Origin of the sequence: Streptomyces sp. NPDC058001 (assembly GCF_042886315.1) — a bacterium.
GTDB lineage: Bacteria > Actinomycetota > Actinomycetes > Streptomycetales > Streptomycetaceae > Streptomyces.
This window is the reverse complement of record NZ_JBHVQT010000001.1, coordinates 721,368-738,477: the sequence shown is the minus strand read 5'-3', so window position 1 is coordinate 738,477 and position 17,110 is coordinate 721,368. Positions and strand designations below refer to the sequence as shown.

Genomic DNA, 17,110 nt, shown 5'->3' with positions numbered 1-17,110 from the left:
CCCTCAGCGCAGCTTCGGGTCGAGGGCGTTGCGGACGGCCTCACCGAGCATGATGAACGACAGCACCGTGATGCTGAGCATGATCGACGGGAACAGCAGGATGTGCTGGGCCACGCGGATCTGGTTCGAGCCGCCCGAGATGTCGACGCCCCACGAGACCGCCGGCTCGGAGAGACCGAGACCCAGGTAGGACAGGGTCGCCTCGGCGGAGATGTAGCCGCCGAGCGCGATCGTGGCGACGACGATCACCGGGGCGAGCGCGTTGGGCAGGATGTGCCGGAACAGGATGCGCGAGGTGCTGGCGCCGAGCGCCTGCGCCGCGTGCACGTAGTCCGCCTGCTTGATGGTGATCACGGCGCCTCGCATGACGCGCGCGATCTGGGTCCAGCCGAGGAAGGCCAGGGCCAGGACGACCACCCACACCTTGCGCTCGGCGAAGGAGTTCATGACGACCATCGAACCGAGCAGGAAGGGGATACCGAAGAAGACATCGATGACCCGCGAGAGCAGCGAGTCGACGAGTCCGCCGAAGTATCCGGCGATCATGCCGACGAGCCCGCCGAGGAAGGTCACCAGGGCCGTCACGCCGATACCGACGATGATCGACGCACGGGCGCCGTAGATCACGCGGGAGTAGACACTGCGGCCCTGGACGTCGTAGCCGAGCCACTCGGGTGAGAAGAAGTGCGAGAGTTCCGGCTTGCCCAGGTAGTGCTTCGACAGGTCGCCGACCGTCGGGTCCGCGCTGGTGAACAGGCCCGGGAAGGCGCTGATGACCAGCAGCACCAGGATGAGGATCGCCGAGATGACGAACAGCGGGCGGCGCCGCAGGTCTACCCAGGCGTCCCCCCAGAGGCTGCGGGTCTTGTCCTTGCCGACCGGGAACTGCTCCGCCGGTTCGGCGGTGGGTGCCACGTCCTGCACGGAGGCTTCGGCGGCGGTCTTGGTCAGATCAGGCATAGCGAATCCTCGGGTCCAGGACCGCGTAAAGCAGGTCGACGAGCAGGCTGGCCGCGAGATAGATCAGCACCAGGATGGTGACCAGGCCGACGATCGTGGTGCCTTCGCGGCGCTGGATCGACTCGAAGATCGTGCCGCCGACACCCTTGATGTTGAACAGGCCCTCGGTGACGACGGCGCCGCCCATGAGCGCGCCGAGGTCGGTACCGAGGTAGGTGACCACGGGGATCAGCGAGTTGCGCATCAGGTGGACGCCGATGACGCGGCGGCGCGGCAGGCCCTTGGCGGTGGCCGTGCGGATGTAGTCGGACCGCAGGTTCTCGGCGACCGACGAACGGGTCAGTCTCGCCACATACGCGAGCGACAGACCGGCCAGCACGATCGCCGGCATCAACAACTCCCCATAGTTCATGGAGTCGTTGACGTTCGGAGACAGCCAGCCGAGCTGGAAGGCGAAGACCGTCTTGAAGATGAAGCCGAGGACGAACACCGGCACCGAGATCATCAGCAGGGTGAAGATCAGGACCAAGGTGTCCGCGAGCTTGCCGGCCTTCATACCGGCGAGGATGCCGAGGCCCAGACCGAGCACGATCTCGATGGTGAAGGCGAGCGCCGTCAGCCGCAGCGTCACGGGGAACGCCTCACCGAGGATGTCCGTGACGGGCCTGCCACTGGCGATCTGCGTGCCGAAGTCAAGGTGAAGGACCATGTCCTTCATGTAGTTGACGTACTGCACCAGGATCGGCTTGTCGAGCCCGTACTCATGTCTCAGCGCGGCGACCGCCTGGGGGCTGCCGCCCTTGTCGCCGAACAGGCCCGCCACGGGGTCACCGGGCAGGGCGTAGACCATGAGGAAAATCAGCAGCGTTGTCCCGATGAAAACCGGGATCATCTGGAGCAGTCGTCGTGCGACGTAGCGCCCCATCATGCCTCCATGTCATTCACAGCGACAGCCGACAGGGCCCCTTCCGCGCGCACCCGCGTGTGGTGCGTGCGGAAAGGGCCCCCCGGCCGCGACCGCCCGGCCGACGGGACCGGCGAGCGAGCCGGTCCCATCGGCGTGACGTGCTGTCCTTTGTCTGCGGTTACTTCTTGACCTGGATGTTGGTCAGGATCGGGTCACCACTCTGGTCGTAGTCGACGCTGCTGACCTTCTCCGAGTAGCCCGCGTTGACCTTGTAGTACCAGAGCGGGATGCTCGGCATGTAGTTCGGCAGTTCCTTCTCGATCGCCTGGTACAGCTTCTCCGACTCCTCCAGCGTGGGCGCCGAGTCGGCGGCCTTGATGTCGGCGTCGATCTTCTTGTTCGAGAAGCCGCTCTGGTTGCCGTCGGACTTCGTCCCGAAGAGGTCGCGGATGAAGTTGGCGTTCATCGGGAAGTCGAGCACCCAGCCACTGCGGTAGAAGGACTTGACCTCCTTCGCCTGGCGCGCGTTGAGGTCGGCCTGGAAGTCAGCCTTCGAGGCGCCGACACAGGCGACACCGGTGGCCTGGGTGATGGAGCCGCAGACGGCCTCCACCCACTCCTTGTGACCGCCGTCCGCGTTGAACTGGATCGAGATCTTGTTGCCCGGGACGCCGCCACCCTCCTTGATGAGGGCCTTGGCCGCCGCCGGGTCGTACTTCACGGCGTCGCCCGCGGCGTCCGGCTGGTAGCCGAGCACACCCTGGGCGACCCAGCCGGTGGCCGGCTCACGGGTGCCCTGGAGGACGGTCTTCGTGATGGTGTCACGGTCGATCGCCATGGACAGACCCTTGATGACCTTGGGGTCGATGTCCTTGAACTGCTTGCCGTAGAACGCCGGGGCCATCGACTGGATCGCGGAGTACGGCTTGTCGACCGCGCGGTCACCGAGGTCCTGCTGGTAGACCGGCAGGTCCTTCGGGGCGATCTGACGCAGGACGTCGACGTTGCCGGACTTCAGGTCCTCGTACGCCGTCTCCAGGTTGGTGTAGTTCTTGAAGAGAACGCCACCGTTCTTGGCCTTGTTCGGACCCTTGTAGTCGTCGTTGCGGGCGACCTCGATCAGCTTCTTGTGCTGCCAGCTGACGAACTTGTACGGGCCGTTGCCGACCGGCTTCTGTCCGGCGGCGGCCGGGTCCTTGTAGAAGGACTCGGGCAGCGGCGAGAAGACCTGGTAACCCAGCTTGTACACGTAGTACGGGATCGGGGTCGACAGCTCGATCGTGAAGGTGGTGTCGTCCACGACCTTCAGACCCGACATGGTCTCGGACTTCGGGTCGCCCTTCGCGGGAGCGACGTCCTCGTAGCCCTTGATGTCGGAGAACCAGAAGCTGTTGGTCTGCTTGTTCTTGACGTTGGCGTCCCAGTTCCACGCCTTGACGTAGGACTCGGCGGTGACCGGGGTGCCGTCGTGGAACTTCCAGCCCGACTTCAGCTTGACCGTGTAGGTCTTGTTGTCCTTGGTGTCCACCGACTCGGCGTTCACCATGGTGATGTTGCCCTTGGTGTCATAGCCGACGAGCTGCGAGAACAGCGAGTCGATGACAATGCTGCCGTTGGACTCCATGGTGTTGGCCGGCTGCAGCGGGTTCTGCGGCTCGCCCACCTCAACGGAGAACTTGCCGTTCGCGTTGACGGCACCCTTATCGGCACCCTTGTCCTTGTTCCCGCTGTCACTGCCGCCACAGGCGGTAGCACCCAGCGCCACAACCGCGGCTATGGCGACCCACTTGGCGCTCTTGGCACCGCGCATGGGTTCCTCCTCATGAGTCCACTTGTTCACTACAAGAGAGGGCACATGTCGTCATTCCGCCACCCCTGACGGTAATGATCGAGTGCCCCAGTGTGCTCGTGAGTCGGCGCTCCCCACAGCGCGTGACCCATTGACCCGAGCCTTTCCGGCTCAACTATTAGCCATGGGGTACGGCCCGACCACACCCTTTTGGTCTCGGTTCGATCACACCTGACGCGTACTTCTTCCAAAATCCGGACAAACCGATCCGAGATAGATGGCCGCGAAACGGACGTGTTACATATCTATCGGTCAGCTGCGTCCGCATTCCGGACGACTGTGCGAAGAAAACCTGTTGCAGATTCGGGCGCTTGGTGAGATACCCGTCACTTGCCCCGGGTTCATCGACCACCGGGGCGCGCGCCGACCGCCGCACGGCAGAGTAGTACTCAATCCCCGCGCGTAGAACGCCATCCGGGAAGGTGCCCGGAAAGTTCTGTTTTACAGAGGTCCGCCCGGATCGTCCCCGAAGGTACGACCCGGGCGTGGTTGACGGACCGTCAGTCTCCGTCAGCCGTGCTTCGCGCGCGACGCCGCACGGGCACGCTCACGGCCGTCCAGGTTCACCTTGCGGATCCGGACGGACTCCGGGGTCACCTCGACGCACTCGTCGTCGCGGCAGAACTCCAGGGACTGCTCCAGGGAGAGCTTGCGCGGCGGCACGATCGCCTCGAACGAGTCGGCGGCGGCCGACCGCATGTTGGTGAGCTTCTTCTCCTTGGTGATGTTCACGTCCATGTCGTCGGCGCGCGAGTTCTCGCCGACGATCATGCCCTCGTACACCTCGGTGCCGGGGTCGGTGAACAGCACACCGCGCTCCTGGAGGTTCGTCATCGCGAACGCGGTGACGGCACCGGCGCGGTCGGCGACCAGCGAGCCGTTGTTACGGGTCGTCAGCACACCGAACCACGGCTCGTGGCCCTCGTGGATGGAGTGGGCGATGCCCGTGCCGCGTGTACCGGTCAGGAACTCCGTACGGAAGCCGATGAGGCCGCGGGAGGGGACGACGAACTCCAGGCGGACCCAGCCCGAGCCGTGGTTGGACATGTTGTCCATCCGGCCCTTGCGGACGCCCATGAGCTGCGTGACCGCGCCCATGTGCTCCTCGGGCACGTCGATCGTCATGCGCTCGACCGGCTCGTGCACCTTGCCGTCGATGACCTGGGTGACGACCTGCGGCTTGCCGATGGTCAGCTCGAAGCCCTCACGGCGCATCTGCTCGACCAGGATGGCCAGCGCCAGCTCACCGCGGCCCTGCACCTCCCAGGCGTCGGGGCGCTCGGTGTCGAGCACGCGCAGCGAGACGTTACCGACCAGTTCGCGGTCCAGGCGGTCCTTGACCTGGCGGGCGGTGACCTTGCGGTCCTTGACCGCGGCCTTCGCGCTGGCGCCCTTGCCGGTGCCGCCGCGGCCGACCAGCGGCGAGGTGTTCGTACCGATCGTCATGGAGATCGCGGGCTCGTCGACCGTGATCAGCGGCAGCGCGATCGGGTTCTCCGGGTCGGCGAGGGTCTCGCCGATCATGATGTCCGGGATGCCCGCGACCGCGCAGATGTCACCGGGGCCCGCGGACTCGGCCGGCTTGCGGGTGAGCGCCTCGGTCATCATCAGCTCGCTGATCCGGACGTTCGCCATGGTGCCGTCGCGCTTGATCCAGGTGACGGTCTGGCCCTTCTTCAGCTCACCCTGCTCGACCCGGAGCAGCGCGATACGGCCGAGGAAGTTGTCGGCGTCGAGGTTGGTGACATGCGCCTGGAGGGGCGCCGTCTCCTCGTACGACGGGGCCGGGATGGTGTCCAGGATGGTGGAGAAGAACGGCTGGAGGCTGGTGCTGTCCGGCGGGACCGTGCCGTTCTCCGGCTTGGTCAGCGAGGCGACACCGTCGCGCGCGCACGCGTAGACGATCGGGAACTCGATCTGGTCCTCGTCGGCGTCCAGGTCCAGGAAGAGGTCGTACGTCTCGTTGACGACCTCGTCGATACGGGAGTCCGGGCGGTCCGTCTTGTTGATGCACAGGACCACGGGGAGCCGGGCGTTGAGCGCCTTGCGCAGCACGAAACGGGTCTGCGGCAGGGGGCCCTCGGAAGCGTCCACGAGCAGCACGACACCGTCGACCATGGACAGACCGCGCTCGACCTCACCACCGAAGTCGGCGTGCCCGGGGGTGTCGATGATGTTGATCGTGACGACATCACCGCCGTCCTTCGGGTGGTACTTCACCGCCGTGTTCTTGGCGAGGATCGTGATGCCCTTCTCACGCTCCAGGTCGTTCGAGTCCATGACCCGGTCGTCGACCGACTCCAGCTGGTGGGCGGCGAACGCACCGGCCTGCTTGAGCATGGCGTCGACGAGGGTGGTCTTGCCGTGGTCGACGTGGGCGACGATGGCGACGTTACGGATGTCGTGGCGCGTGGCCATATTGCGGCGCTTCTCCCGGGATGAGTGGACGGCTGCGCGTACGACTGTCATACACGCGCCCTGCCGGGCTGGACACGCCACGGCCTCACCCCATCGTACGGGGCCCGGGTGACCACGGCCTCCGCGGGCGGGTGGGCCTGCCCGGTCCGACGGCGTGAGCGTCGCCGCCGGACCGGGCACACCCTGTGGGGGTGGGGGCGGGATCTGGGGGGAATCCGCAGGTCAAAGGACATCAATGACCTTGCCCGCGGGGTGGACCCGCGGGCAAGGGATTTGAGCGACTTCTGAGCTACGGGTCACATGGGCACCGCGACCGCGGGCTCCTCCTGGGGACTGCTTACGGGACTGCTCACGGGTCGGCTTACGGGACTACTTCTTCTTGTCGGACTTGGCGCCCGGACGCCCCGCCTTCAGGAAGCCGATGTTCTCGTAGTGCGGGGTCTCGAAGCCGTAGGCGCCGGCGTTCGCGAGATTCGTCTTGGCGGCCACGAGCTGCGGGCGCTGATAGAGAGGAATCGATCCTGCGGCGGCCCAGATCCGGGAGTCCGCCTTACGGACCAGCTCCCGTGCCTTGTCCTCGTCCAGCTCGCCCATCGCCTGGCTGAAGAGCTGATCGATGTGGTCGGTGCCGACGCGCGTGTAGTTCTGCTCGACGTTGAGCGAGCCGTCGGCGGCGGGTACCGGCTTGGCGTAGATGGGGCGGGCGTCGGTCGCCGGGTAGGCGCTCGCGGGCCACGAGTACAGCGCCATGTCGTACTGGCCGGACGCGACGTGGTCCTTGAAGTAGCTCTCGTCGGCGACCTTCGAGACCTCGGTACGGATGCCGATACGTTCCAGCATCCGCGAGATACGGTCACCGACCGCCCGCAGCGACTCGGAGCCGGGGCCCGACGGCAGGACGAAGCGGAGCATCAGCGGCTTGCCGTCCTTGGCGAGGGGACCCGCCGGGGCGCCCGCGCCCTTCGGGCCCGGGGAGCCGCTCTGCGGCGCGGCGGTGCCCTTCGGGGCGTACGCGCCCTGGGCCCCGCCCTGCTGCTTGGCGCGGGCCTCCTTCTTGCCGGTGTCGGAGTCGTCGAGGGTCGCCACGGTGATCGCCTGGCGCAGCAGGGCGATCTGCTGGCGGGCGGCGTGCGGGGCGGGGGCCGGGGCGAGGACGGAGGTGCCGTTGTCGAGGGCCTTGCCGTCGTCGCCTTGCCAGACGTCGGGGGCCTTCGGTGCGGCGGGGGTCTTCGGTGCGTCGGCGGCTTTCGACGCGGCTTTCGATGCGGCTTTCGATGCGGCGCGGTGGCGCTCGGTGCGGCTCGCGGGCTTCGGGTCGCTCTGGCCGACGATGTACGTACCGTCGTCCGACCCGCTCCCCGACCCGCTCCCCTTCTCGTCGCTGGTGTCGCCCTCCTCGTCCGACTCGCTGCCGGCCGTCTTGGCCTTCTTCTCCTCCTTGATGGGTCCGCCCTGGACCCATCCCGCGTCGGAGAGGAGTGCCTGTGCCTCCGCGGTGTCCTGGCTGCCGAGCGCGCCGCTGTTGTCCTCGTACGCGGCCTGGCCCGAGAGCGCGAGATGGCTGCCGACCGGCTTCACCGGCAGCCCGAGCGGCTTGAGGACGACCCGGGCGAGTTCCTGCCTGTCGATGGCGCGGGCCACGGCGCGGCGGACCCGCTCATCGGCGAGCGGGCCCTCGGAACCGTTGAGGGCGAGCTGGGTGTACGCGGGTTCGAGGGACTTGCGGATCACGTACTGGCGCAGGCCCGCCTGCTCGTCGGCGTACCGCGCGATGGCCTTACGGGTCTTGCGGCGGGCGGTCACCTCCTCGTCCGCGGCCTCCTCGTCGGAGCCGTGCGCGAGGGCCCAGGAGCGCAGGGCCCGTGCCGGGGTCATCTCGGTGCCGGGGCCGTGCGTCAGGGGGCCATGACTGCCCTTGTCCCGGTCGGCGAGCGCGACGCGCTGGGCCTCCGACGGGTCGACGTCGGCGAGGTCGACCTTGCCGTCGGCGAGGGCGCCGGCCCGCTTGTTACGGGCCACCTCGCGCAGCACGATCTTGTTGAGCTTGGCGGGGGCACCCCACCAGCGGGGGTTGCGCTGAAGCGTTACTTCATTGGCCTTCTTGTCGATCTCCTGGATCGCGAAGGGGCCCGCGGACACCTTCAGCTTGCTCCGGGCGCCGTCGTTGAAGGAGTCCGGGGTGCCCATGACGTCCTTCGGGTACAGCGGCGAGAAGAGGGAGCGCCAGTCCGCGTACGGCTTGGCGAAGGTGACGCGGACCTCCAGGTTGTTCGCGCCGCGCTCGATCTTCTCGATCCGGTCGTACCCGGCGTTACGGGCCGTCCAGTACGCGTTGTCCTTGCCGGACAGGGCGCGCCACTGGGCGGTGAAGTCGTCGGCGCCGATCTCGCGGCCGTCGCTCCACACGGCCTGCTGGTGAAGCTTGTAGAGGACTACCTGCCGGGGTTCGCGCGTGACGACCTTGGCGGACTCCAGGTAGTCGGCGTTGCGCTGGGGGCGGCCCTGGGTGTCGAGGCGGAACATCGACGGCAGGACGGCGCTCGCGATACGGGACGTCGTGCTGTCGGCGTCGGCCTGGAACGTGTTGAGGGTCTCGGGCACCGAGTCGACGGCCCAATTGAGCGTGCCGCCGTCCGCGATCAGGTCGCGCGCCGACGGCGCGATGTCCTGGCCTGCGTTCGGGGTCCCGGACTTGTCGCCGGAGCTGCACGCCGCGAGCGTCGTGACCGCGAGCACGCCCGTGGTGAGGAAGGCGACGGAGCGCATCACCGAGCGCAGTCTGAGGCCGTCGTGGGACATCGCTGCTACCTCCGGGTGGGCCTTGGCCGGATTGATCACGTATGGCGGTATATGGAGCTGATCACATCTATGGCCATGGGGCAGGGTCGACGGGGGCCGACACGCGCCGTCTGAGCAGAACCCCACCCATGCGGCCCAGCCGCACGAGTCCCACCCGCTCCGCGGCCGGGGGTGCTCCCACCCGCACCACCCGTGCGGATTCGCGGCCAGGTGCGGGTGGCCCCCGCCGGGGTGACCGGCCATCGGCGCCTGCGGCTCGCCGGGGGTGACCCCACCCGCACCACCCGTGCAGATTCGTTGCCAGGTGCGGGTGGCCCCAGCCGGGGTGACCCACCGCCGGCGCCCGCGGCTCGTCGGGGGGCCGACCCCGACCCGACCTACGTGTGCAGGGCCCACACCGTCGGCGCCTGCGGCTCTGCGGCGGGGGTGATCCCACCCGCACCACCCGTGCAGGTCTCGTCGCCGGGTGCGGGTGGCCCCTCACCGGGTGGCACGCCGTTGGCGGCTGCGGGTCCGCCGGGGCCCGCCCCAGCCCCGGCCTGCGGCCGGATCACGCCCCCACCAGCGGCGCCTGCGGCTCCGCGGACCGGGGGATCCCACCCGCACCACCCGTGCGGATTCGCGGTCGGGTGCGGGTGACCCCCGCCGGCGTGACCCACCATCGGCGGCTGCGGGCCCGCGGACGGGTGACGATCCCCCCGCACCACCCGTGGAGGTTTCGTCGCCGGGCGCGGGTGGCTCCTTACGGGGTGGCACGCGTCGGCGGATGCGGGCCCATAGAGGGACGGCGATCCCGCCCGCTCCACCCCCGTGCGGGTAGCCGCTCCCGGGGTGCCGACCCCCGCCCCGGGGAGTGTCGTGCGCCCAGCAAGGAGACCTCGTCCCGGGAGTGCCCTGCCGCAATAAGGGCGGGTGGGCGGGAAAAAGGGTTCGCCCGGGAGTGCCCCCGCTGAAGGACGACGGGGCGGCAAGGAGACGCTGGGCCGGGAGTTCCCTGAGCCGATACGGGCGGGTGGGCGGGAAAGAGGCTCCGCCTCGGAGTGCCCCCGCTGAAGGGAGAACCCTCGGTCGGGAGTGCCCCGCGGGTAGGGGCCGGTCAGCCTTACGGCCAGTAATCCGTGCGGGTGTCTTCCCAAGCCCCGATGTGACGCGCAACACTCGCAGGCGCATGAACGTTGCCGCCGCAACCGCGGAAGTGAGGGCAAGTCATGGCCGTTCACGATGACCTGACGGCAGTCCAACGCTGCCTCGACGACCTGACCCGATCCGTGGGCCGACTGGAACAGCAGGTGGGCACGGGCCTGGACATCAGAAGGGTCCGTACCGCCGCCGACCACCTGCGGGACAGCGTCGCCCTGCTCAGCGAGAGCACGGCGGCGGAACAACCGGCCCCACCCCGCCCCGACCTGGTACGCATCCCCGACGCCCCGTACGACAGCTCCCTGTGGACGGACTCCGACGACGAGGGACTCGGCGTCCGGGACCGGCACGCCCCCTGACCCCCGACCCGAGCGGAGTCATTCGTTGGCCACCGGCACGGAACCCCATCCGAACCGCGGCGGCGTGCGATCGGGCACGCGCGCCGCCATCGACGCACCGCATCTGCGGACCGACCGCTGGTGGCTGGCGCCCGCCGCGACCGCGGCCGGACTGCTGGCCTTCATCGTCTACTCGACGTGGCGGGCCTTCGCGAACACGGACTACTACGCCGCCCCCTATGTGTCGCCCTTCTACTCGCCCTGCCTCGCGGAGAACTGCGAGCCGATGCGCTCGGGGCCCAACTGGGAGATATTCGGCGGCTGGTGGGGCCTCTCCCCCGCCCTGCTCATCCTGATTTTCCCGCTCGGCTTCCGGCTGACCTGCTACTACTACCGCAAGGCGTACTACCGCGGCTTCTGGGCGTCGCCGCCCGCCTGCGCGGTGGCCGAGCCGCACAAGAAGTACTCCGGTGAGACCCGTTTCCCGCTGATCCTGCAGAACATCCACCGGTACTTCTTCTACGCGGCCCTGCTGGTCGCCGGCATCCTCACGTACGACACCGTGCTCTCCTTCCGTGACGAGCACTACGCGTGGGGACACATGGGCGTAGGCACCCTGATCTTCCTCGCCAACATCACGCTGATCTGGGCGTACACCCTGTCCTGCCACTCCTGCCGGCACATCGTCGGCGGACGGCTCAAGCACTTCTCGAAGCATCCCGTGCGGTATCGGCTGTGGGGCTGGGTCGGGAAGCTGAACGCCCGTCATATGCAGCTCGCCTGGGCCTCGTTGGTCAGTGTGGCGGTCGCCGACTTCTATGTGTTCCTGCTCGCCAGCGGTGCCTTCGACGATCCGAGGTTGTTCTGATGTCTCAGGTGGAACGACAGCAGTGGGACGTCGTCGTGGTCGGGGCCGGCGGCGCCGGGCTGCGGGCCGCGATCGAGGCACGCGCGCAGGGACTGCGGACGGCCGTGATCTGCAAGTCGCTGTTCGGCAAGGCGCACACGGTGATGGCCGAGGGCGGCATCGCGGCGGCGATGGGCAATGTGAACTCGCGCGACGACTGGCAGGTCCACTTCCGCGACACCATGCGCGGCGGCAAGTTCCTCAACCAGTGGCGGATGGCCGAGCTGCACGCGCGTGAGGCGCCCGACCGGGTCTGGGAACTGGAGACCTGGGGCGCCCTCTTCGACCGTACGAAGGACGGTCGGATCTCGCAGCGCAACTTCGGCGGCCACGAGTACCCCCGGCTCGCCCACGTCGGTGACCGCACGGGCCTGGAACTGATCCGCACGCTCCAGCAGAAGATCGTCTCGCTCCAGCAGGAGGACGAGAAGGAGACCGGGGAGTTCGAGGGACGGCTGAAGGTCTTTCAGGAGTGCACCGTCACACGGGTGTTGAAGGACGCCGACGGGCGGGTCGCCGGGGTTTTCTGTTACGAGCGGGAGACCGGGCGGTTCTTCGTGATCGAGGCTCCCGCCGTGGTCGTCGCGACCGGCGGGATCGGCAAGTCCTTCAAGGTGACGTCCAACTCGTGGGAGTACACGGGCGACGGGCACGCGCTGGCGCTGCTCGCCGGTGCGCCGCTGCTCAACATGGAGTTCGTGCAGTTCCATCCGACCGGCATGGTCTGGCCGCCCTCGGTGAAGGGCATCCTGGTCACCGAGTCGGTGCGCGGCGACGGCGGAGTGCTCAGGAACTCCGAGGGCAAGCGGTTCATGTTCGACTACATCCCCGATGTCTTCAAGGAGAAGTACGCCGAGTCGGAGGACGAGGGCGACCGCTGGTACGAGGATCCGGACCACAACCGCCGCCCCCCTGAGCTGCTGCCGCGTGACGAGGTCGCGCGCGCCATCAACTCCGAGGTGAAGGCGGGCCGCGGCTCCCCGCACGGCGGGGTGTTCCTGGATGTGTCGACGCGGATGACCCCCGAGGTGATCAGGCGCCGACTGCCGTCCATGTACCACCAGTTCAAGGAGCTGGCGGACGTCGACATCACCGCCGAGCCGATGGAGGTCGGCCCGACCTGTCACTACGTGATGGGTGGGATCGCCGTCGAGTCGGACACGGCCGCCGCTCATGGCGTACCGGGACTGTTCGCGGCCGGTGAGGTCGCGGGCGGTATGCACGGCTCCAACCGGCTCGGCGGCAACTCGCTCTCCGACCTGCTGGTCTTCGGCCGCCGCGCGGGCCTGCACGCCGCCCGGTACGCGGCCGAACTCACCGGTGACCGGCCGGTGGTGGACGACGCCCAGGTCGACGCCGCCGCCGCGGAGGCCCTGCGCCCGTTCTCCGCCGAGGCTCCCGAGGCCGGTCAGGACGACGGACGCCCTGCGGAGAACCCGTACACCCTGCACCAGGAACTCCAGCAGACGATGAACGACCTGGTCGGGATCATCCGCCGCGAGGGCGAGATGGAAGAGGCCCTGGACAGACTCGCCGATCTGCGGGTACGGGCCCGGCGCGCCGGTGTCGAGGGGCACCGGCAGTTCAACCCCGGCTGGCATCTCGCCCTGGACCTGCGGAACATGCTCCTGGTGAGCGAGTGTGTGGCGCGGGCCGCGCTGGAACGCACCGAGAGCCGTGGCGGACACACCCGTGAGGACCGTCCGGGGATGGACCGCGCCTGGCGCCGGGTGAATCTGCTGTGCAAGCTCACCGACCCGACGGGCGGCCTCGCGGCCACCGACCCGGCACGCGGCCAGATCGACCTGGTCCGGGTCGAGACCGAACCCGTCCGGCCCGATCTGCTGGCCCTCTTCGACAAGGAGGAGCTGGTCAAGTACCTCGCCGAAGAGGAGCTGTTCGAGTGACGACCTCCGCATCCACCCCCGCTTCCACCCCCGCGTCCACCAGCTATGAGGCGCACTTCCGGGTCTGGCGCGGCGATGTCGGCGGCGGCGGTCTGAAGGACTTCCGCGTCGAGGTGAACGAGGGCGAGGTCGTCCTCGACATCATCCACCGCCTCCAGGCGACGCAGGCCCCGGATCTCGCCGTGCGCTGGAACTGCAAGGCCGGCAAGTGCGGTTCGTGCAGCGCCGAGATCAACGGCCGCCCCCGGCTGCTGTGCATGACCCGGATGTCCGTGTTCTCGCACGAAGAGACCATCACGGTGACTCCGCTGCGGGCCTTCCCGGTGGTACGGGACCTGGTCACCGATGTCGGCTTCAACTACACGAAGGCGCGCGAGGTGCCCGCCTTCGTACCGCCGCCCGAGCTGGCGCCCGGTAAGTACCGGATGCAGCAGGAGGACGTCGACCGGTCGCAGGAGTTCCGTAAGTGCATCGAGTGCTTCCTGTGCCAGGACACGTGCCATGTGGTGCGTGACCACGAGGAGAACAAAACCGCCTTCGCGGGGCCTCGGTTCCTGATGCGGGTCGCGGAACTCGACATGCATCCGCTGGACGCGGCGGCGGAGTCCGGCCTCGACCGCAAGGCGACGGCCCAGGAGGAGCACGGCCTGGGCTACTGCAACATCACCAAGTGCTGTACGGAGGTCTGCCCCGAGGGCATCAAGATCACGGACAATGCCCTGATCCCCCTGAAGGAACGGGCCGTGGACCGCAAGTACGACCCGCTGGTCTGGCTCGGCAACAAGATTCTGCGCCGGCCTTCGTCGTCCTGACGGTCAGAGTCCGCCGCCGTGCTCCGGGACCCCTGGTTCCGGGGCGCGGTCGGCGGGGGCCAGCCGCTGCCCGAATGCCTGGACGACGCATCCGCCGATGATCAGGACATAGCCGACGAAGACGACAGGATCGCGCAGCGCGTCGGATCGCCCCAGGAACACCGGGGCCGTCAGGGCCGGCGGGACCCCGATGCTCGTGATCAGCATCCCGTAGCCCCACAGCCGGGGCCGCAGCACTCTGCGCCGTATCCAGGGCAGCACCCAGCCGGTCCGGATCGCCGCGACGCCCTCCGCCGCTGCGAGCACCGCGATCACCGCCATCGCCCATGCGAAAGCCACCAGCACGTTTCCCCACCCCTTGTTTCCCGTGCCCCGCCCTGGCGCAAGAGCCCCATCTTGCTCCCCGCACGCCGACAAGCCTAGGGTGAATGCGCTTTCAAGAGCACTTGTACAGGGCAACGGTCTCGGGCCCTCGGCCCCGGACGTCCCGGGTCCCGGGGCCCGCGGCCACGGGCGCCGATACGGCGCAATCGGTACGGACAGGGCAGGCGGTCGGTCGGGTGAGCACAGCCCCCACGGTGTACGACGTCGCCGAGCGATCGGGCGTCTCCATCGCCACGGTGTCGCGGGTCTACCGCACACCGGAATCGGTACGGCAGCAGACCCGGGACCGGGTACTCGCCGCCGCGCGGGAACTCGGCTATGTGCCGAGCGGGAACGCGCGCGGCCTGGCCAGTCGTTCCACGGGGGTGCTCGGGCTGTGTTTCCCGGACTACTCGGATCCGGACGCCGAGACCGAGGCCGGTGACTCCGACGACGACGATGCCGCGATGCTCTACTCCGACCAGATCATCCGCGGCATGGAGCGCGCCGCGCGCCGCCATGGGTACGCGCTGCTGATCGCCGCCTCGCTCAAGGGCGGCCCCGAGAGTCAGGTCGCCAAGGTCGCGGGCCGGGTCGACGGCTTCGCGGTCCTGGCGCGGACCGTGCCCACCGAGGATCTGGAGGTCATCTCGCGGCGGCTGCCGGTGGTGATGCTCGCAGGTCCGCGCGAACCGCAGAAGCTCGACCACCTGGACCATATCGAGGTCGCGAACGAGGACGGCCAGCGCGAGCTGACCCGCCACCTCGTCGAGGACCACGGGCTGCGGCGGCTCGTGTTCGTGGGCAGCGCCGAGGACTCGCCCGACGTGGCGGCGCGGTTCCGGGGCTTTCGCGCCGCGTGCCGGGCGGCCGGACTTCCCGTACCGGACGCGCCCGATGTGCGGGCGCCGATGATGACGCAGGCGGAGGGGGCACTCGCCACGGACGCCTTGCTGGACCGGGCGGCCGGGCGGGGCGAACCGCCGCCGCAGGGGATGCTCTTCGCCAACGACCAGATGGCCGTGGGCGCGCTGCACGCCCTGGAGCGGCGCGGGGTACGGGTGCCGGGGGACGTCGCGGTGACCGGTTTCGACGGCATTCCGCTGAGCCGGCTGGTCCGTCCGGCGCTCACCACCGTGCGCCAGCCGATGCGCCGTATGGGCGAGGAGGCGGTGGACCTGCTGGTACGACGCCTCGGCGGCGGCTCGAACGGTGCGTCCGGCGGCACGGGGGACGCCCATGACGACGTACGGCCCGGTGAGCCGGTGTCGTGGATGCTGCCGGTGTCGGTGGCACGCCGGGCGAGCTGCGGCTGCGGCTGACCTTCCGGTGGCTGGGTCGGCTCGGGCGCGGTCAGCCGAGGTCGGGGCGGCTGAGGTCGGGGCGGCTGAGGTCGGGGCGGCCGAGCTGGCGGGCGAAGAACTCCCGCCGGGCGGCGACCAGTTGGCGGTACTCGTCCTCCGTACCGTCGTGCTCGAAGTGCCCGGCCGTCTGCACGCGGAGTTCCCGGGGCCCGGCGAGGGCGTTGTACACCGCGAACTGACCGGGCGGCGGCACGGCAGGGTCGAACAGCGCGGGCGCGACCAGTGTCGGGGTCCGGAGCCGGGTGGCGGCGGTGGCGGCGTCGAAGTACCGCAGGACGTCCATGACCTCGGGGTGTGTGCGGTGACGGCGGCGCACGGACTCACCGCTGCCGACGCAGGGGAGCGTCAGCCGGAGCGGATGGTTACCGAAGGTGGGCACGGTCAGTTGCGCCGCGGCGAACCGGTCGTCCCACGGCAGCGCGAGTGCCCCGAGGCCGCCGCCGAAACTTTCGCCGAGGTAGCCGAGCCGGGGTCCGCCTGGCCAGTCCAGTGCCGGGACGAGGTCCAGGAGCGCGGACGCGGCGCACCAGAGGTCGGCCACACAGCCGCCGATCACGTACCGCTCGCGTGCGCCGATGCCGTGCAGGACATGTCCGTCGGCGTCCCCGGGGATCGTGGGCCGGGCGCTGCGGGTGCCGAGTCCGCGGACGCAGGGCAACAGCGCGGCGGCCCCCGGCAGCGGAAGCGGCAGGTCCCGGCCGGGCTCGTCACGCCCGCCGTAGCCGTGCCCGACGACGAATCCGTACGCGACGGGCACCCCCTCGGCCGGCAGCACGAGCCACCCGCCGATCCGCTCCCCGCCGACCGACCCGTACGCGACCGCGAACACCCGGGATCCGTCCCGGCCGCCTTCCTCGTCGCCCACGACCGGCGAGGTGTCGACCGCCCGCGCCTCCCGGTACCGCCCCTCCCAGAACCCGTCGAAGTCCCGGGGCGCGACCGGAGCGGCCACCTGGAGCAGATCCGCGAGGGAGTACCCGTACCCGGGATCGAAGGGGTACGGATGGAGGAACTTGGGGGCGGCGCGAGGGGGCGGGGGTGACGACTGCGGTACGGGATCGGGCAGCGGCGACATGGGCCGGACCCTAGCCCGGCACCCGCCCTCCACGCCCGCCCGTACCTGGTTCCGGCCACCCTCGGCCGCCTTGGGCCCTGGTGCGGAATCAGACACATTCACTTTCCGTCCGCACATATCCCGCCTAGCGTGCACAACGGCCTCACCTGCACCGAGAGGGGATATTCCGGGGCGTCGGGGAGCTGACCTCCGTTGATTTCCGGTCACGCTCCGCGCGGCGCGGCACGTTACCGGAGTGTGACATGAACCCCCCTTGCGGTGGTCGAACGGG

Annotated in this window: 12 protein-coding genes; 5 read left to right on the top strand and 7 right to left on the bottom strand. The window is 69.2% G+C overall.

The features are described 5' to 3' along the window. Positions 1-3: 3 nt before the first annotated feature. The 5 genes from ACFVT5_RS03430 to ACFVT5_RS03410 all read right to left on the bottom strand — a co-directional run bounded on the left by ACFVT5_RS03430 (position 4) and on the right by ACFVT5_RS03410 (position 8,933). Positions 4-960: an ABC transporter permease gene (locus ACFVT5_RS03430; RefSeq protein WP_389880880.1), complete on the bottom strand. Its 957-nt coding sequence runs from the start codon at positions 958-960 to the stop codon at positions 4-6. Continuing rightward, on the bottom strand, positions 953-1,885 hold the full coding sequence (locus ACFVT5_RS03425) for an ABC transporter permease (protein ID WP_389880878.1): 933 nt from the start codon (positions 1,883-1,885) through the stop codon (positions 953-955). The genes ACFVT5_RS03430 and ACFVT5_RS03425 overlap by 8 nt, the downstream gene beginning before the upstream one ends. 160 nt (positions 1,886-2,045) lie before the next feature. After that, the gene (locus ACFVT5_RS03420) at positions 2,046-3,677 is read right to left on the bottom strand and encodes an ABC transporter substrate-binding protein (RefSeq protein WP_389880876.1); all 1,632 of its coding nucleotides are present in this window, start codon (positions 3,675-3,677) and stop codon (positions 2,046-2,048) included. 549 nt (positions 3,678-4,226) lie between these two features. Next, positions 4,227-6,134 carry a translational GTPase TypA gene (gene typA / locus ACFVT5_RS03415; RefSeq protein WP_389880875.1) on the bottom strand — a complete coding sequence of 636 codons (1,908 nt, stop codon included), beginning with the start codon at positions 6,132-6,134 and terminating at the stop codon, positions 4,227-4,229. 369 nt (positions 6,135-6,503) lie between these two features. Beyond that, on the bottom strand, positions 6,504-8,933 hold the full coding sequence (locus ACFVT5_RS03410) for an ABC transporter family substrate-binding protein (RefSeq protein WP_389880874.1): 2,430 nt from the start codon (positions 8,931-8,933) through the stop codon (positions 6,504-6,506). A 1,208-nt stretch (positions 8,934-10,141) separates the two neighbouring features. Here ACFVT5_RS03410 and ACFVT5_RS03405 point away from each other — a divergent pair. From ACFVT5_RS03405 to ACFVT5_RS03390, 4 genes are read left to right on the top strand one after another with little or no spacing between them, the layout of a single operon-like run. Next, a complete protein-coding gene (locus tag ACFVT5_RS03405) occupies positions 10,142-10,432 on the top strand; it encodes a hypothetical protein (RefSeq protein ID WP_389880872.1) in 291 nt (96 codons plus the stop codon). A gap of 25 nt (positions 10,433-10,457) precedes the next feature. After that, positions 10,458-11,279 (top strand): hypothetical protein, encoded by an 822-nt coding sequence (locus tag ACFVT5_RS03400; RefSeq protein ID WP_389880871.1) that lies wholly within the window; start codon positions 10,458-10,460, stop codon positions 11,277-11,279. Then, positions 11,279-13,225, top strand: coding sequence for a fumarate reductase/succinate dehydrogenase flavoprotein subunit (locus ACFVT5_RS03395; RefSeq protein WP_389880869.1), 1,947 nt, complete (start codon positions 11,279-11,281; stop codon positions 13,223-13,225). The genes ACFVT5_RS03400 and ACFVT5_RS03395 overlap by 1 nt, the downstream gene beginning before the upstream one ends. Beyond that, on the top strand, positions 13,222-14,037 hold the full coding sequence (locus tag ACFVT5_RS03390; RefSeq protein WP_389880867.1) for a succinate dehydrogenase/fumarate reductase iron-sulfur subunit: 816 nt from the start codon (positions 13,222-13,224) through the stop codon (positions 14,035-14,037). Before ACFVT5_RS03395 ends, ACFVT5_RS03390 begins: the two co-directional genes overlap by 4 nt. A gap of 3 nt (positions 14,038-14,040) precedes the next feature. Here the strand turns inward: ACFVT5_RS03390 and ACFVT5_RS03385 are convergent, their stop codons facing one another. Further along, positions 14,041-14,376, bottom strand: a complete 336-nt coding sequence (locus tag ACFVT5_RS03385) for a hypothetical protein (RefSeq protein WP_389880865.1) — start codon at positions 14,374-14,376, stop codon at positions 14,041-14,043. A gap of 221 nt (positions 14,377-14,597) precedes the next feature. Between ACFVT5_RS03385 and ACFVT5_RS03380 the strand changes: the two genes are divergently transcribed. Next, on the top strand, positions 14,598-15,722 hold the full coding sequence (locus ACFVT5_RS03380; RefSeq protein ID WP_389880863.1) for a LacI family DNA-binding transcriptional regulator: 1,125 nt from the start codon (positions 14,598-14,600) through the stop codon (positions 15,720-15,722). Between the two features lie 31 nt (positions 15,723-15,753). On the opposite strand, the gene ACFVT5_RS03375 is transcribed toward ACFVT5_RS03380, so the two are convergent. Then, the gene (locus ACFVT5_RS03375; protein ID WP_389880861.1) at positions 15,754-16,839 is read right to left on the bottom strand and encodes an acetylxylan esterase; all 1,086 of its coding nucleotides are present in this window, start codon (positions 16,837-16,839) and stop codon (positions 15,754-15,756) included. Positions 16,840-17,110 lie beyond the last annotated feature (271 nt).

Bases quoted from the DNA above. Each gene is read 5' to 3' on its own strand.
- ACFVT5_RS03430 (WP_389880880.1), bottom strand. From the start codon at position 960: ATGCCTGATCTGACCAAGACCGCCGCCGAAGCCTCCGTGCAGGACGTG.
- ACFVT5_RS03425 (WP_389880878.1), bottom strand. From the start codon at position 1,885: ATGGGGCGCTACGTCGCACGACGACTGCTCCAGATGATCCCGGTTTTC.
- ACFVT5_RS03420 (WP_389880876.1), bottom strand. From the start codon at position 3,677: ATGCGCGGTGCCAAGAGCGCCAAGTGGGTCGCCATAGCCGCGGTTGTG.
- typA (WP_389880875.1), bottom strand. From the start codon at position 6,134: ATGGCCACGCGCCACGACATCCGTAACGTCGCCATCGTCGCCCACGTC.
- ACFVT5_RS03410 (WP_389880874.1), bottom strand. From the start codon at position 8,933: ATGTCCCACGACGGCCTCAGACTGCGCTCGGTGATGCGCTCCGTCGCC.
- ACFVT5_RS03405 (WP_389880872.1), top strand. From the start codon at position 10,142: ATGGCCGTTCACGATGACCTGACGGCAGTCCAACGCTGCCTCGACGAC.
- ACFVT5_RS03395 (WP_389880869.1), top strand. From the start codon at position 11,279: ATGTCTCAGGTGGAACGACAGCAGTGGGACGTCGTCGTGGTCGGGGCC.
- ACFVT5_RS03375 (WP_389880861.1), bottom strand. From the start codon at position 16,839: ATGTCGCCGCTGCCCGATCCCGTACCGCAGTCGTCACCCCCGCCCCCT.